This window comes from Prolixibacter sp. SD074 (genome assembly GCF_009617895.1).
GTDB lineage: Bacteria > Bacteroidota > Bacteroidia > Bacteroidales > Prolixibacteraceae > Prolixibacter.
In genome coordinates, this window is the sequence record NZ_BLAW01000001.1 from 2,245,262 (window position 1) to 2,261,255 (window position 15,994).

The 15,994-nt window shown below is 47.0% G+C and carries 11 protein-coding genes, 1 tRNA gene and 1 rRNA gene; 6 read left to right on the forward strand and 7 right to left on the reverse strand.

The window, feature by feature from the left end; genetic code table 11:
* Positions 1 to 206: 206 nt before the first annotated feature.
* Positions 207 to 280, reverse strand: a tRNA-Ala gene (locus GJU82_RS09790).
* A gap of 169 nt (positions 281 to 449) precedes the next feature.
* Positions 450 to 1,969, reverse strand: a 16S ribosomal RNA gene (locus GJU82_RS09795).
* A gap of 745 nt (positions 1,970 to 2,714) precedes the next feature.
* On the opposite strand from GJU82_RS09795, the gene GJU82_RS09800 reads away from it, so the two are divergent.
* The 6 genes from GJU82_RS09800 (at position 2,715) to GJU82_RS09835 (ending at position 11,769) form a co-directional block, all read left to right on the forward strand.
* Positions 2,715 to 3,164 (forward strand): MarR family winged helix-turn-helix transcriptional regulator, encoded by a 450-nt coding sequence (locus GJU82_RS09800; RefSeq protein ID WP_153631980.1) that lies wholly within the window; start codon positions 2,715 to 2,717, stop codon positions 3,162 to 3,164.
* A gap of 40 nt (positions 3,165 to 3,204) precedes the next feature.
* Complete coding sequence (locus GJU82_RS09805; protein ID WP_153631981.1) at positions 3,205 to 4,392, forward strand: efflux RND transporter periplasmic adaptor subunit; 1,188 nt, start codon at positions 3,205 to 3,207, stop codon at positions 4,390 to 4,392.
* A 14-nt stretch (positions 4,393 to 4,406) separates the two neighbouring features.
* Positions 4,407 to 7,556, forward strand: a complete 3,150-nt coding sequence (locus GJU82_RS09810) for an efflux RND transporter permease subunit (protein WP_153631982.1) — start codon at positions 4,407 to 4,409, stop codon at positions 7,554 to 7,556.
* Between the two features lie 30 nt (positions 7,557 to 7,586).
* On the forward strand, positions 7,587 to 8,975 hold the full coding sequence (locus GJU82_RS09815; RefSeq protein WP_153631983.1) for an efflux transporter outer membrane subunit: 1,389 nt from the start codon (positions 7,587 to 7,589) through the stop codon (positions 8,973 to 8,975).
* Between the two features lie 490 nt (positions 8,976 to 9,465).
* The gene (locus tag GJU82_RS09820; protein ID WP_153631026.1) at positions 9,466 to 10,764 is read left to right on the forward strand and encodes an IS1380 family transposase; all 1,299 of its coding nucleotides are present in this window, start codon (positions 9,466 to 9,468) and stop codon (positions 10,762 to 10,764) included.
* Positions 10,765 to 11,613: 849 nt separating this feature from the next.
* On the forward strand, positions 11,614 to 11,769 hold the full coding sequence (locus tag GJU82_RS09835) for a hypothetical protein (RefSeq protein ID WP_153631985.1): 156 nt from the start codon (positions 11,614 to 11,616) through the stop codon (positions 11,767 to 11,769).
* Here the strand turns inward: GJU82_RS09835 and GJU82_RS09840 are convergent.
* The 5 genes from GJU82_RS09840 to GJU82_RS09860 all read right to left on the reverse strand — a co-directional run bounded on the left by GJU82_RS09840 (position 11,752) and on the right by GJU82_RS09860 (position 15,988).
* On the reverse strand, positions 11,752 to 12,267 hold the full coding sequence (locus tag GJU82_RS09840) for a DUF6155 family protein (protein ID WP_153631986.1): 516 nt from the start codon (positions 12,265 to 12,267) through the stop codon (positions 11,752 to 11,754). The genes GJU82_RS09835 and GJU82_RS09840 overlap by 18 nt on opposite strands.
* Positions 12,264 to 12,947 carry an HAD family phosphatase gene (locus GJU82_RS09845; RefSeq protein WP_153631987.1) on the reverse strand — a complete coding sequence of 228 codons (684 nt, stop codon included), beginning with the start codon at positions 12,945 to 12,947 and terminating at the stop codon, positions 12,264 to 12,266. Before GJU82_RS09845 ends, GJU82_RS09840 begins: the two co-directional genes overlap by 4 nt.
* 15 nt (positions 12,948 to 12,962) lie before the next feature.
* Positions 12,963 to 13,403, reverse strand: coding sequence for a Nif3-like dinuclear metal center hexameric protein (locus GJU82_RS09850; protein WP_153631988.1), 441 nt, complete (start codon positions 13,401 to 13,403; stop codon positions 12,963 to 12,965).
* A 154-nt stretch (positions 13,404 to 13,557) separates the two neighbouring features.
* A complete protein-coding gene (locus GJU82_RS09855) occupies positions 13,558 to 14,481 on the reverse strand; it encodes a DUF4340 domain-containing protein (RefSeq protein WP_153631989.1) in 924 nt (307 codons plus the stop codon).
* Positions 14,474 to 15,988 (reverse strand): Gldg family protein, encoded by a 1,515-nt coding sequence (locus tag GJU82_RS09860; RefSeq protein ID WP_153631990.1) that lies wholly within the window; start codon positions 15,986 to 15,988, stop codon positions 14,474 to 14,476. Before GJU82_RS09860 ends, GJU82_RS09855 begins: the two co-directional genes overlap by 8 nt.
* Positions 15,989 to 15,994: the final 6 nt, after the last annotated feature.

The window sequence follows — 15,994 nt, forward strand, 5'->3', positions numbered from 1 at the left end:
TTCGAAGGTTTTATCCTTCGGCGTTTCTCTTGTAACTCTGTTTTTCTTCCAGCATGTCAATGAACTTTACCCTTATTATTGGGCCTGTGGATTACAGGGAATCGAACCCTGCTTCTTGTTTCAGGCGCCAGCCTAATCCTTCGTGTTCCAAAATGTCTTTAAATGAACTTGTGCCTTCGTGTTTTCCTGGCCTTTTATCTCGCCTGTGGAGAATGTCGGGGTCGAACCGACGGCCTCTTGAATGCAAATCAAGCGCTCTAGCCAACTGAGCTAATCCCCCAGATCCCAATTGAGAATGGAAAATTGAGAATGGAGAATGAAACTTCCATAATTTTCAATTATCTATTTTCCATTCTCAATTGCTCCTGTGTTTTACAGTATCTTTTAAAAAGGAAGAAGCAAACACCTTTCATTCATTTCCTCTCAGAAACCTCTCGTGCCGGCCCCAGAAAGGAGGTGTTCCAGCCACACCTTCCGGTACGGCTACCTTGTTACGACTTAACCCCAGTCACTTGTTTTACCCTAGGCCGCTCCTTGCGGTTGCAGACTTCAGGTCCCCCAAGCTTCCATGGTTTGACGGGCGGTGTGTACAAGGCCCGGGAACGTATTCACCGCGCCATGGCTGATGCGCGATTACTAGCGAATCCAGCTTCATGGAGTCGGGTTGCAGACTCCAATCCGAACTGGGACCGGCTTTTGGGATTAGCATCATATCACTATGTAGCTGCCCTTTGTACCGGCCATTGTAACACGTGTGTAGCCCTGGGCATAAGGGCCGTGCTGATTTGACGTCATCCCCACCTTCCTCTCACCTTACGGTGGCAGTCTCGCCAGAGTCCTCAGCTTGACCTGTTAGCAACTGACGATAGGGGTTGCGCTCGTTATGGGACTTAACCCGACACCTCACGGCACGAGCTGACGACAACCATGCAGCACCTTGTAAATTGCCCCGAAGGGAAGTCACTTTTCAGCAACGGTCAATCCACATTTAAGCCCAGGTAAGGTTCCTCGCGTATCATCGAATTAAACCACATGTTCCTCCGCTTGTGCGGGCCCCCGTCAATTCCTTTGAGTTTCAACCTTGCGATCGTACTCCCCAGGTGGATAACTTAATGCTTTCGCTTTGCCGCTGACTGTGTATCGCCAACAGCGAGTTATCATCGTTTACGGCGTGGACTACCAGGGTATCTAATCCTGTTCGCTCCCCACGCTTTCGTGCATCAGCGTCAGTTACGCTTTAGTAAGCTGCCTTCGCAATCGGTGTTCTGAGTAATATCTAAGCATTTCACCGCTACACTACTCATTCCGCCTACCTCAGGCGCACTCAAGCCCCACAGTTTCAATGGCAGTCCTACAGTTGAGCTGCAGCATTTCACCACTGACTTACAGGGCCGCCTACGCACCCTTTAAACCCAATGAATCCGGATAACGCTTGCACCCTCCGTATTACCGCGGCTGCTGGCACGGAGTTAGCCGGTGCTTATTCCTGCACTACCGTCATAACGCTACACGTAGCGCCTATTCTTGGTGCAGAAAAGCAGTTTACAACCCGTAGGGCCGTCTTCCTGCACGCGGGATGGCTGGTTCAGGCCCTCGCCCATTGACCAATATTCCTCACTGCTGCCTCCCGTAGGAGTCTGGGCCGTGTCTCAGTCCCAGTGTGGGGGATCATCCTCTCAGAACCCCTAGGCATCGTCGCCTTGGTAAGCCGTTACCTTACCAACAAGCTAATGCCACGCATGCCCATCCTGTACCGCCGAAACTTTATTTTATTAGCCATGCGGCTTCCAAAAACTATGGGGTATTAATCCGGATTTCTCCGGGCTATCCCCCTGTACAGGGCAGGTTGCATACGCGTTACTCACCCGTGCGCCACTCGTGTGCCCCCGAAAGGGCCTTACCGTTCGACTTGCATGTGTTAAGCCTCCCGCTAGCGTTCATCCTGAGCCAGGATCAAACTCTTCGTTGTAATTAAAAAGTTTAAATGTCTATTTGCCTGGCACGATTGGTTTTCCTCTAAAAGAAAATTGAACTCCTGGTGCTTATCTTCTTTCCTTTTCAATATTTTCAATGAACTTGTCTTCTTTCTTTTACTTTCGCTCTCCTGCCCAACCCTCAGTTGCCGTCGGACGGGCCGAAAAAAGCGTTGCAAAGATAGGTAATCTTTTGCGTTAATCCCAAATCTTTTTTTGCCTTTTTTCTTTAGGCTCCAGTACCGGTTATCAACGCCCGCTTTTCGCTAAAAACGTGGCCGCAAAGATAAACCCTTTTTTCCCGGCTTTCCATATAGTGCCCAAGATTTTTTTTTCGGCTCCCGGCAAACCTTTTTCTATTCTTTTTGACATAAAACGGCAAGTAGCTGAGGGACTGGAGAAATAATTTGAAGAAAATCACGCCTAAAGCTGCAGATGATCTAGTTCGAAATATATTCCAGATACAAAATTATCTAAAATTAAACGGCGATATCAAATTCTTGACCTAAGTCAATTATACCAATTAATTCAAATAAGAACTTTTTTCTGATATTTCGGTTTAAGGGAATGGAACAAGAAACCCAGGCTAATTACGCTTGCCATTCCCTGCGCCCTTTCTTTCTAATACACATCAGCCTAAGACACAAATGCCCGCATTTAATATTCTATTAACATATTTTAGTTGACTAAGTCAACCATTTGAATCTATCTTTACAAACTCAAATAATCGAACATCATTTTATGTCTTTAGAACAGCCACTCTGCCATTTGCTCGGACAAACAGTACGAATTTACAAGAATAAATTGTTTGCCATGTTCAAGGAGAATGAAATCGAAATAACATTTGAACAGTTTGCCATCCTGAATTTATTGTATTCCGAAAAAGCCTTTATACAACAGGATCTGGCCAACCAGATGCAAAAAAATAAATCCATCATATTACGTCAAATCAATTCATTACTCGACAAGAACTATGTAGAAAGGACCAGAAATGACAAAGACAAACGCAAAAAGACCCTGATTTTAACAGAAAAGGGAATCAGTACATTAAACCAGACAAGACAACTTGGAAACGAAGTACTGGACGAACTTTTTCTTGGAATCAGCGAAAATGAATTATCAGTCTTCAGAAATGTACTGGAGAAATTAATGGAAAACAGCGAACCACACGACAGCAATTGCCAATGCTAATCGCGATATTTCCAAAATATCAGACAGTTAAAAAAGCAAAATGAAAAAAAACAACCCAATCAAGATTCTCAGTTTCATTGTGATACTGGCAACAACCATTTCGTGTTCGAGCTCACAGAAAAAAGGCCCAAGAGGAATGGCCGGACAAATCAGTGAGTACAAGGTGATGAAAGTGAAACCACAATCAACAACACTCTACCAAGAATATCCCACCAACCTGGAAGGAATTCAGACGGTTGAAATTCGTCCGAAGATTGCCGGATATATCCAGAACATTCTGGTGGATGAAGGTTCCTTTGTAAAAAAAGGCCAGGTACTTTTTCGGATCAACGATAATGACATCCGGGCAACCGTAAGGTCAGCACAGGCCCAGGTTAAAGTTGCCGAAGCCGACGTGGTTGCCGCCAAAATTAATCTAAACAAAACCAAACCGCTGGTCGAGAAAGGAATCATCAGCAAGTTTGACCTGGAATCGTCTGAATCAATGCTGAAAGCAAAAGAGGCCCAGCTGGCACAGGCCAAAGCGAACCTGGCAAATGCTCAGGCCAACCTTCAGTATGCCATTATTACCAGTCCTACCAACGGAATTATCGGAAACTTCCCGTATCGTATAGGAAGTCTGGTGAGCAGCAACATTCCCCAGCCTCTCACAACGGTCTCCAACACGACAGAGATGTACGCTTATTTTTCCATGAATGAAAAAGAGTTTCTCACAATGATAAAAGGCTTGAAGGGAAACAATCTTCAGGCAAAATTCAGAAGCATGCCCGCTGTTTCGCTTATCCTGGCTGATAATTCTGTTTACGGTGAAAAAGGTCGGATACAAACAGCCAGTGGTTTAGTCGATCCGCAAACAGGTTCAGTGAACATTAGGGCCACCTTCCCGAACAAAGAGGGAATTTTGCGCAGTGGAGGAAGTGGTTTGGTTCGCATTTCACAACACGTCGACTCGGTTATCATTGTTCCCCAAAATGCAACCTATGAACTGCAGGGAAAACACTTTATATACACTGTGGGTGATGAAAACAAGGTACATCCAACCGAAATTGGTATTTTGGCTGGAAACCTGAAAAACACTTACGTAGTAACCAGCGGACTGAAGCCAGGCGATGAAATTGTGGTAGAAGGAATTGCGTCGTTACGAAACAACATGCCCATTAAACCCAAATTAGTAACCCAAGATAGCTCCGATGACAAGAAAGATTCGGGTGCTGTGGTTAATAATTAAATGCTCAACAAACTATGTTCAGAAGATTTATCGAAAGGCCGGTCCTGTCATCGGTCATATCCATCATAATTGTAATTCTGGGATTGCTAAGCATGTTTAGCCTTCCCATTGAACAATATCCCGATATTGCCCCGCCTACCATTCGGGTGAGGGCCAACTACACCGGAGCCGATGCCGAAACGGTGTTGAAGAGCGTTATTACGCCACTGGAAGAACAGATCAATGGGGTTGAAAACATGACCTACATGACCTCATCCGCAAGCAATAACGGCTCTGCAACCATTGAGGTCTATTTCAAACAAGGAGTTGATCCTGATTTGGCTGCCATTAACGTCCAAAACCGTGTGGCCCAGGCAACCAGCCTGCTACCTTCGGAAGTTATCCGCACCGGTGTGATTACGGCGAAACGCCAGAACAGCATGCTGATGGTTTTTTCGCTTTACAGCGATGACGGGAAATATGACGAAACGTTCCTGCAGAACTACAGTAAAATCAACCTGCTTCCACAGATTCAACGTATAACTGGCGTAGGGGAAGCAATGGTCTTCGGCACGAAAGACTACTCCATGCGTATCTGGCTGAAGCCGGATGTAATGAAGGCCTATGGCCTGATCCCCTCGGATGTAATTGCCGCACTGAACGAACAAAGTTTGGAAGCAGCGCCGGGAAGATTCGGCGAGCAAAACAAACAGTCATTCGAATATGTACTGAAATACAAAGGAAAATTCAGTAACCCATCGCAGTTTGAGAATATCGTTATCAAAGCTGATAAAGATGGAAATGTACTTCGCCTGAAAGATGTAGCCAAAGTGGTATTGGGAGCGTTGGATTATTCAACAATCACTACGGCGATGAATAAACCGGGAATTACCATGGCCCTTTTTCAGTCCCCGGGTTCAAACGCCCACGAGACCATTATCAACGCCAAGAAAGTACTCGAAGAAGGTTCAAAATCATTCCCGGAAGGAGTCAAATACCACATCATCATCGATGCCAACCGATTTTTGGACAACTCCATCAGCAAGGTGCTCCACACCTTGCTCGAAGCTTTCATTCTCGTTTTCATCGTAGTGTTTATTTTCCTGCAAAATTTCAGGGCGACACTCATTCCGGCTATTGCGGTCCCGGTGGCAATTATCGGTACCTTTTTCTTCCTCAACCTGTTTGGATTTACCATTAACCTGCTGACGCTTTTCGCACTCGTGCTGGCCATCGGAATTGTAGTGGATGATGCTATTGTGATTGTGGAAGCGGTGCATGCCAAATTGGAACAGGGGGCAAAGAACGCGCAGGAGGCAGCAATTTCCGCCATGAATGAAATATCGTCCGCGATTATATCCATCACACTCGTAATGGCTGCCGTATTCATCCCGGTAACGTTCATTACCGGAACAACAGGCGTTTTCTACAGACAATTCGGGATAACGCTGGCTGTAGCCATTGTGCTTTCGGCGGTGAACGCACTGACTTTGAGCCCGGCGCTTTGTGCGGTATTTCTAAAACCTGAAAACAAGGATACTCCGCATGAAAAAGGCGTCATGCAACGGTTCTATGGTGCGTTTAACTCATCATTCGAGGTGATGACCCATAACTATAAGCGAGTCTCCAACTTTCTGCTCCGGCGAAAATGGATTCCTGCTTCGATAATCCTGGTATTTACAATTGGTTTGTACTTCCTGCTAAGAACAACGCCTACCGGATTTGTTCCCAAGGAAGATATGGGTATCATGATCCTCAACGTGAGCCTTCCTCCTGCCACTTCGCTGGAAGAAACGAAGAAAGTGATGGATAAAGTCGACAACATTCTGGCCCATACTCCGGAAATCAACGGACGGGCCACGGTGGTCGGACGTTCACTCATTAGTGGACAGGGAAGTTCCTACGGTATGATATTCTGCGACCTGAAACCTTTTGCTGAAAGAAAAGGAAAAGAACACGACGTCAACAATGTGATTGGACGACTTTATGGAGCCATGTCACAAATTAAAGATGCCCAGGTTATTATTTTCACACCGCCCATGGTACCCGGATTCAGTGTTTCCGGAGGGGTTGAGTTCCAATTGGAGGACCGGACCGGTGGCGATATCAAAAAGTTCGAGCAAATATCGCAACAGTTCCTTGGTGCACTCAATCAGCGACCGGAGATTCAGTATGCCATGACCTCGTTTAACACCAATTTTCCGCAATACCAAATTGACGTGAATGCGGTCAGAAGCAAACAATCCGGTGTCGCGGTCAGTACCATACTGGCAACGTTGCAAGGATACATCGGTGGATTTTATGCATCGGATTTTAACCAGTTCGGAAAACAATACCGCATCATGGTTCAGTCCAGTCCCGGGTACCGGGGAAATCCTGACGACCTGAACAACATCTATGTCCGAACATCGACCGGTGAAATGGCGCCCATTACCGAATTCATTACCCTGGAAAAAGTGTATGGCCCGGAAAACATCAACCGGTTCAATATGTACACCTCCATTTCGGTCAACAGTGCGCCCCAGATTGGGTACAGTTCAGGCGATGCCATTGATGCCGTAAAACAGGTAGCAGCACAAACACTGCCCATGGGTTACGGGTACGAGTTTTCGGGCCTGACCCGGGAAGAAATTGCATCGGGAAACCAATCAATTTTGATCTTCCTGTTGAGTGTGATTTTTGTTTACTTCCTGCTGGCAGCCCAGTACGAAAGTTTCATCACGCCGCTCTCCATTCTGTTTTCATTGCCCATTGGTGTGGCAGGAGCTTTCATGTTTGCCCGCATTATGGGAGTATCCAACAACATCTATCTGCAGATATCGCTCATCATGTTAATTGGATTGCTGGCCAAGAACGCCATCCTGATTGTGGAATTTGCCCTTCAACGGCGTCGCCGCGGGGAAACCATCCTGCAATCGGCCATCGATGGGGCAACGGCCCGTCTTCGTCCCATTCTGATGACCTCCTTTGCACTTATTTTCGGCCTGATGCCGTTAATCATTGGCGGAGGCGTTGGTGCCAACGGAAACCGGTCGATTGGCGTAGGCGCTGTCGGCGGTATGCTGGTGGGTACATTCATTGGCATCCTGGTTATCCCGGCCATGTATGTCATTTTCCAGAATCTTCAGGAGAAAATTAAAAAACCGGAACAAGGTGAGATTTCAGGACTGAACAGCCTCGAATAATCAACGCCTGAAAATTATTAGAACTACGATATGAGAAAGACATCATATAAAATCATCTTATTGAGCATCGGCATGGCAGGATTCCTGCTATCATGCAACACTTCGCGGCATTTCAACCGCGATAGTGTCGATACGCAGGAAATCTTCGGCTTCGAACCGGCCGATTCGGTGACCATGGCCGATACGCCCTGGCAGGAACTGTTTACCGATACATTGTTACAGAAATACATTCAGGAAGGACTGAAAAACAATCCGGATTTGCAGATTGCCGTTCAAAGAGTAGCAGAAGCCGAAGCGTACTTTTCTCAAAGCAAAGCTTCCCTATTTCCGTCTGTTTCAGCGAACGCTACTGGCAACTATACCCGGAATTCGGAATCCATTTATCCTGATGGCCCCCGTGAAGTAAACAGTTATCAGCTGGGCGCTGAAGCCAGTTGGGAAGTCGACATCTGGGGAAAACTCCGCAGCTCGAAACGGGCAGCTTACGCCGATCTGCTGGCAAGCGATGCCGGAAGAAAAGCGGTGCAAACCCGTTTGATTGCCAACATTGCCAATGCTTATTACAACCTTGTTTCCCTCGATGCCAAGTTGGCGATTACCCGTCAAACGGTGAAAAACAACAAGGAACTGGTAGTGACGATGAAAGCGCTAAAGGAAAGCGGGATAGTTACAGGGGCAGCAGTTGTACAAACCGAAGCAGCACGTTACGCTGCGGAAGTCATCATCCCGGATCTGAATCAGCAAACCAGGGAAACCGAGAATGCCATGTGCATATTGCTTGGTAGAACTCCCGGGACCATTCAACGAGATTCGCTACTGGCATTGCCCAACAAACCGATGATGCGGATCGGCGTTCCTTCACAGCTGCTCGATAACCGTCCCGATGTGATGCAGGCTGAGTATAACGTGATGGCTACTTACGAAATGACCAACAATGCGCGGGCATATTTCTACCCGTCATTGACATTGACAGCATCGACCGGATTTGCAGCGACCGCGCTTGACAAACTGCTCGACCCAACTTCCTTTGCCGCCAATGTGGTGGGAGGACTCGCTGAGCCATTATTCAACAAAAGGGCCAATGTTACCCGGTTGAAAGTGGCAAAAGCACAACAGGCCGGGGCATTGCTAACGTTACGTAATACTTTATTGAATGCCGGACAGGAAGTAAACAATGTGCTTTACTCTTACCAGACTTCGCAGCAGAAAATTGTACTACGTCAGCAACAACTTGATGCATTGAAGAAATCGGTTTCATACACCGAACAGTTGTTGAATTACGGATCGGCCACCTATACCGAAGTACTGAATGCACAGCAAAGTTTACTGTCAGCTCAGCTGAATGATATCAACGACCGATTGCAGAAACTTTCAGCAGTTATCTCGCTGTACCGTGCGTTAGGCGGCGGCTGGAAATAATAGAATAACCTAACTCATCAAAATAAGAAAAGGACTGTGCGGTAAGCATGGTCCTTTTTTATTGCTGAAACGATTAGCCTTTCGGGTCTGTAAGGATGTCATCCCTTCGAGGGATGACATCCTTAAATCAGCGGCAGCACTCCGAACAACGTTCCGGTGTTTTGGTGGGTCCCTTTCCATGCATTGCATGCATGGTGATTAATCTTCAATCCCTACCGGGATTTTTTTATAAAACCACGAAGTAGTTAAAGATGAATAAGGCCATGTCCCGAAAAACCGGGACAGCCATGGGATGAAAAGAGCCAATATACAATGGGCTTTAGCCTAATTAATTTCAGCTTTGGGAAATTGCAACAACGTGTGAATCTTATCCCGGCGGGATGACATATTGTTAGCCCGAATTATTCATCTCGAGTACAATAAAATGGGTGCAAAGTGTTATCTTTAAGTAGATTAAACGAAACAACAACACTTTTAAACGCACCCATTTATGAGCAATAAAGATACCGTTTTTTACCGAGGCAGGACAGCAATAAACATGGATTTTTCAGCAGATGCAGTCAGTTCTGACGGGGCCGTACTACTGCTGGAAAAACTCGAAAGGAAACATCGCATATTGCACTATTTTAGCCAAGTGATTCCCGATTGTCGTGATCCATTTCGTATAGTCCACCCCATTGATAAGCTTTTAAAGCAGCGCGTGTTCACCATGGTACAGGGCTACGAAGATGCCAACGATGTCCAGTACCTGAAAAACGACCCGCTGTTAAAGGACATCCTTGAAGGGGAACTGGCCTCACAGCCCACCATGTCAAGGTTCGAGAACGGTTTTGACAAGCATTCCGTATTTGCTTTGTGCAATGCGTGGGTTGACCGCTATGTACTCACACTGGCGGGCAGGGAACAACTTGTGATCGATATTGACGGCACCGACGACCCCACCCATGGCGAACAGCAACTGTCGATGTTCAATGGCTATTACGGCCAGTTCATGTACAACGAACTGTTTTTCCACGATGGCGACACGGGGCAGATCATCCTCCCGGTACTACGCCCGGGTAACAGCCACTCCAACAAATGGTACGTTGCCATTTTAAAGCGGATATTGAAAAAGATAAGGGCCGCCTATCCCGGACTGAAGATCATTGTGCGGGCCGACAGCGGCTTCAGTTGCCCCGCTTTTTACCAACTGGCCGATGATTTTGGCCTCAAGTTCGCCGTTGGCATCGCCGCAAACGAAACACTGAAGAAAAAAACCGCAAGGGCGGAGAAAGCCGTGCGCCATTTGTTCGTTTCCAACAACACCAAGCACCAACATTTTATAAGCTATACCTATCAAGCAGGCACCTGGCACAAACCACAACAATGCTACTCGAAGATAGAAAGCACGGGAAAGGGGCTGAACGTCAGGCATATTGTCAGCAATATGGAAGAAGCCGATGCCCGGTCCATCTATTTTGGGTTTTACGTAAAACGGGGCGAGGCCAGCGAAAACCGGATCAAAGAGGTAAAAAACATGTGTTTTTCGGACAGGTTGTCCGACCATGGCTTTTGGCCAAACTTTTTTCGGTTGTTCCTCAGCAGCTTGTCCTACGAAATATTTTTACTTGTGAAAGAAGCAATAAAGAAAACAGGCTTCGAAGCGGCCAAAAAATGGCAGGTTGATACTATTAGGGCATCATTGTTGAAAATTGGGGCAACAATAAAAACGACAAAGCGAAAGGTGTACTACCGCTTTTCCAAGGCGTTCGTACACCAGGAACTGTTCAGGCAACTGGTCTTTCAATAAAATAAACAGCAGCGAACAACCAAGCAGGGCACAATGATGGGATTGCTATGCCCTGTTGTCAAAAAATGAGAGTTTTGGGACAAGAACAGCCGGACACGGCATCGGTTGTCCCCAATATTTATATCGCCCGACCGGAATTTAGTGTAGTTTTCATCAAGCCCAGCTTTCAAAAATATGAACGCTATAGTTTTATGCACAATTCTCCGGCTGATGAATAATGCGGGTTAGAATAAGAAGCGATGAATAAATGTACGACCCCGGGGTCGAATATTGGGATACCAAAAGGCTTTTCTAACAACAGGCGATTCCTAAGGAATCAAGAAATGAAATGAAATGTATTATGGGCTGAAAGCCCGGCTTACTTCAGCCCGGCGGCAACGCCCCGGGTTGGAATGTTGAATGTTGACGCGGTCGCGCGATGGTTTGGATTGAAACAAGGGTTTCGTTCCGACCGCAATAGAGAATGTGTTTGTTGAAACGTAATTCGTTCCTCAAAATGGCGGAAAATAATCATTGGCCAATTCCTCGCATTCCGGCACTGCGTCGGCGGCCATCTGCCATTCGCAGAAGCTTCCCGATACGCGTCGGCAGCCATCTGCGGTTTGCAGATCATTCCCGCATCGAAGAAAAGACCATCTGCCATTCGCAGAAAGCTCTCGCCGGTTGTCGGGAACAATCTGCCGTTCGCAGAAGCTCCCTGCACCGTGTCGGCGGCCATCTGCCGTCTGCAGAAGTGTCCCGCATCGTGTCGCGGACCATCTGCCACCGGAAGAAACGCCATTTTCCAACGAATGAAGCGTCAATTATTTCAAACCATCTATAATCTATTATTAACTTAAACGGAAATTTATGGAAATACACGAATTTGTAACGTTGCATGTCAGCGGCATGAGGATTAACGACCTCTTTTCACTCAACAAATCAACTATCGATTATGCGAAACCGGTGGTCGGGCGGATTAACCTGTCCCTTCGGGACGAAAAATATCTAAACTGCATACAGTGAAGCAGTCTTCTCAAAAGCACTGCGATTCATCCAGCGTTGCTCAACGGCTTCATCAACGATACGATTGATGCGGGGTACCACCTGAGTTATGAGTCCATGTCCTTCGATAAATACCAATGCCTCTTCGAACGATTTAAGCATCGCACGATAAAAAGCTTCCTGGGTAACCGGACGCTCGCCGCAAAATGTCTGGGCCACTTCCATATTGTACAGCATCAGGTCGGCAATTATCGGCGCATCCACTCCCATCCGGATGAAGTTGCGTATATGCTTCTGTGCTACCGAGCGGCGGGTCTTGGGTTTTCTTCCGTTTACCGGAAAATATTCTTTGGAAATTTGCCACTTTGCCTCTTCCAGCAATTTATCCTCCCGCGGATTGAACGCAAAATCGTAAAAGGTTTTCACTTCTTTGAAACGTCCGTATAAATCGAGGATTTGCTCTTCAACCTGTTCCTTCGTTAGTTCTTTCAGGTATTGTTTTAATTCGCGTTTACTCATGAAAACTGTTTATTGGTCACCCACCGGCGAATGGTTTCCGGTGAAATATGGCGGAAATCGGTAATAAAATGATGAGCGGCAGAGATATCATGCTGCACGGCGCCTTCAGGCTGGAATGCCACGCAGGTCATACCCGCATCCACCGCAGCACGGATGCCATTCATCGAGTCTTCGAAAACAAGACAGCTCGAAGGCTCATGCTCCAACTTTCCGGCAGCATAAAGATAGACATCCGGAGCCGGTTTACTCTTTCCGGCCTGTACGGTAGTAACTACCGCATCGAAAAACGAGCGGATACCACATTGTTCCAAAATAATGTCGACAATGCCCGGAACCGATGAAGTAGCCACGGCCATTGGAATGTTGGCATCGCTTAATCCCGACAGCAATTTCTTTACGCCCGGATTGGGCTGCAAATTCCCAAGGTCGCTAAAAAATCCTACGCGAAATTCTTCGTCGTACTTCACCAGCTCCTCCAACGATGGCTTCAATCCATAACGCTTTTTCAAATCCGACCACATCAAATCGGCTGCCGTTCCGAGATAAAGTTGATGTACTTTGTCCGGCACCTCTATGCCCAATTCTGCATAAATCAACTCTTCCACTTTGTAGTGCCACGGCTCACTGTCGACCAGCACGCCATCCATGTCAAATATCACCGCCAGTTGATCCATCATCATCGTTCTTTCTTATCCTTACGGTTGCCAGTAAGGAGGTTTATTTTCGACAAATGTAATTGGAATTTCCTGAATAAATCCTTTGAGCCACCCGGTACAGTAATCCATTCCGGCCTGCTCGGAATTCACATGCCCCATCATGATGAAGGCTTTGTTGCGTCCCTGTTGCGTGGCGTCAATTGCATATTCGGGTGTCTCCCACTCCTGCGCCTCACCACTAATGACCACCTGCACATCGTCGCGATTCAGTAACTGGCGTTGTTTCGCTGGTCCGGGAGCTCCCACCGCCAAGCCAACACCGGTGAGTTTCATGTCCGGATTTCCCACCACACGAATCACTCCCTGCGGGAATTTGGCTTTGAGTTGTTCAGTAAAATCCTTCAGCGATGTTTCGGGAAACTCAAAAATGGTATAGCTGTCGCCTTTCCGGTATTTGGCCCATCCCAGTTCGCGCACCATGCCCACATAAATACCATCGGGGCAAACATGGTGGTGACAATGCCTGTAACTTTTTCATCCGGATTACCGCCTAAAGGGGAACTCGCTGAAAATCAATGAACTCTTCAAGGTCCCCTTCAGGGGATTTAGGGGTTTTTGACTTTTCGGAGTGGACTCATGGATTAAAGTATTTTCCCGGCACAAAAACAGCATCATATGCTTTCTTGTCATCAAACAGCGCCGATGGATTCTGTGATGATTTGACCAACTGATGGCCGCCATCCTGGTAAGCCGATACAGTAACGATGGGTTGTTCATCGTTCCGGGTAATGTCGAGTGTGGCCACAGGCGCTGAATTCACTTCACTTTTTCCCGCGAAAGCGGTACCATTCAAACTACCTAGCTTTTGCAAATACCCTGCGACTTTGGCCGAGTCCGCAAGTACTCCGTTCACTTTCCACCTGCCATCTGCATTTTCCAACGTAAATGATTTTCCGCCAGCATACGAGAAAGCCAGTTTTGTCATGTCGCTGGTGACCATGTGCACCAGCCGGTGGTCGCGGAATTCGTTTACTGTCCGATTGAACAGCATGGGCAAATAACCTCTGACAGCAAACACATCATTTCCCGGGATTAGCCGGACATAGGTGGTCAGATTGTGCGGCTTGGAATATGCAAATTTCCCAAGAACCAGGTCCGCCAGCTTTTCCTTTCCATTGTAAACCACAACATGGATTCCCGACGAATCAGCCACACCATACTCACCAAACTTTTTCTCAGACGAAGAGACCAGGCTACGCGCCTTCAGTTGGTTTATTGCCGAGAGCATCCGCACCACAACATTGTCATCAGCTTTCAAAATTTTCCCGCCAAGGACGATGTTCCAATGATTGCTATTTTTCTCGAAGCGCAACATTGCCCCTTCGCCATGTTTCGGAGCGAGTTCAATAGCGGTTACTTTATCGGTTGAAAAACGGGTCAGGTCACTATTAAATGTCCGGTCGCCTTTCCGGCTATCTTCGATCTTTACCAATACAACCGCCACCAGGAGCACAGCAAACGCTACTGCGAGTGGGCGTATTCCGATTCTCCTAAACATAGTCGTCCTCCATTCTTTTGATGCGTATCCACCGTTTCCGCTGGGCGCGGAATACTCCGTAAATAATGATGAGCAAAATGGGTAACAGGAAGTTGAAATATTTCAGGAACAATTTCTTTCCATCTTCTATCTTCGCCAATGGCCGCGATGAAATTCCCTTAGTCCGAAGGTCGATCAAACCGGTATCATCCGACAGCCAGTCTACCGCATTCACAAAAAAGTTAATATTATCGGCTGGCAACTGTCGAGCCGACTGCCCTGAGCCATTCACCGCAAAATCGCCATCCGAAATCACAATCATGCGGGCATTGGCCGGACCGTCTATTTTCCCTTCCAGCAAACCAGCAACCACTTCGTTGGCTAACGGAAAATCCTTATCAGTCCAGTGATGTTGAATATCGAAATAAACCGGCGTACGTTGTTTCCCCGACATCCGGGATGTTTTCGCCAATGGAAGGAACGTTAATGTTGAATCGCCTGTATATTTTATCGGGCTGGCAAACTGCAGGGAGACAGCTTCCAGTCCTTCCGTCACCGGATGATTGGCAAAAGTGGTAATAATGGGCAGGTAAGGGAATTGCAGCTGTGTAGAGAAACTAAATAGTCCCGATTGCTGGCGGAGGGAAATCGTCGAACAACTTGCATCGGTCACAAAACTGGGCTCCACCTGGATTCCCTTATTTGCCAGCCAGGTTTCCAGTCCTGTATTGATGGCAAACCCCCTCGAACGCTCCAACTGTCCGTTTACCCTGTCGAAAGTAACCAACAAGTTGCCTCCCTGGGCCAGGTAGTTGTCGAGTAATTTCAGTTGTTCAGGCGGAAAGCTGTCTTTGGGGGCATCAAGAATCAGTGTTTTGTATTTTCCCAGGTAAACCGAATCGTTCAGCGTCACATTCCTCACATTGTACAGAACATTCAATTCCTGCATTACCTGCGGAAATTCAAACTTGGCCGGCTCTCCATTTCCCTGGATCAGGCCAATCTCCGGTTTGTCCTTCACGGTAAGTTTCCGAATGGCTGACGCCAGCGCATATTCCATTCCTGAACCCGGCTGTAAAAATGGTATTACTTCAGTTTTGTCATCATAGTGAACTACGGCACCGAGAAATGCCTTCTTCTGTACCGCCTGGTCTTTTTCCCGGACATTAATAACAACAGGTTGAATACCTGCATCAACAGCTTGTTGTTCGGTATCAGGATTATCGCCGGGAGAAATGAACTCGTAATTCACCTTTCCGTGCGAAACGCTATGAAACTCCTGAAGGAGATTATTGAATTCGGTACGCACCCGACTGATATCCGGTGGCAAGTTTTCCGAAAAATAAGCCGTAACCGTAACCGGATCGTCCAGGTGATTGATGATGTGGTGCGTGGCATCGCTCAGGGTGTAACGCTGATCATCCGTGAAATCGATCCGGAAGAAAAAACGATTGGCCAAAATATTCAACAGAATCAGCACACCACCCAACAAAAGAAAATATGGTAATAGTAGTTTTTTGCTCTTCATGATATG

What these genes read in the sequence shown, in the direction of transcription:
- GJU82_RS09800 (WP_153631980.1), top strand. Translation starts at nt 2,715, where the DNA reads ATGTCTTTAGAACAGCCACTCTGCCATTTGCTCGGACAAACAGTACGA.
- GJU82_RS09805 (WP_153631981.1), top strand. Translation starts at nt 3,205, where the DNA reads ATGAAAAAAAACAACCCAATCAAGATTCTCAGTTTCATTGTGATACTG.
- GJU82_RS09810 (WP_153631982.1), top strand. Translation starts at nt 4,407, where the DNA reads ATGTTCAGAAGATTTATCGAAAGGCCGGTCCTGTCATCGGTCATATCC.
- GJU82_RS09815 (WP_153631983.1), top strand. Translation starts at nt 7,587, where the DNA reads ATGAGAAAGACATCATATAAAATCATCTTATTGAGCATCGGCATGGCA.
- GJU82_RS09820 (WP_153631026.1), top strand. Translation starts at nt 9,466, where the DNA reads ATGAGCAATAAAGATACCGTTTTTTACCGAGGCAGGACAGCAATAAAC.
- GJU82_RS09835 (WP_153631985.1), top strand. Translation starts at nt 11,614, where the DNA reads ATGGAAATACACGAATTTGTAACGTTGCATGTCAGCGGCATGAGGATT.
- GJU82_RS09840 (WP_153631986.1), bottom strand. Translation starts at nt 12,267, where the DNA reads ATGAGTAAACGCGAATTAAAACAATACCTGAAAGAACTAACGAAGGAA.
- GJU82_RS09845 (WP_153631987.1), bottom strand. Translation starts at nt 12,947, where the DNA reads ATGATGATGGATCAACTGGCGGTGATATTTGACATGGATGGCGTGCTG.
- GJU82_RS09850 (WP_153631988.1), bottom strand. Translation starts at nt 13,403, where the DNA reads ATGGTGCGCGAACTGGGATGGGCCAAATACCGGAAAGGCGACAGCTAT.
- GJU82_RS09855 (WP_153631989.1), bottom strand. Translation starts at nt 14,481, where the DNA reads ATGTTTAGGAGAATCGGAATACGCCCACTCGCAGTAGCGTTTGCTGTG.
- GJU82_RS09860 (WP_153631990.1), bottom strand. Translation starts at nt 15,988, where the DNA reads ATGAAGAGCAAAAAACTACTATTACCATATTTTCTTTTGTTGGGTGGT.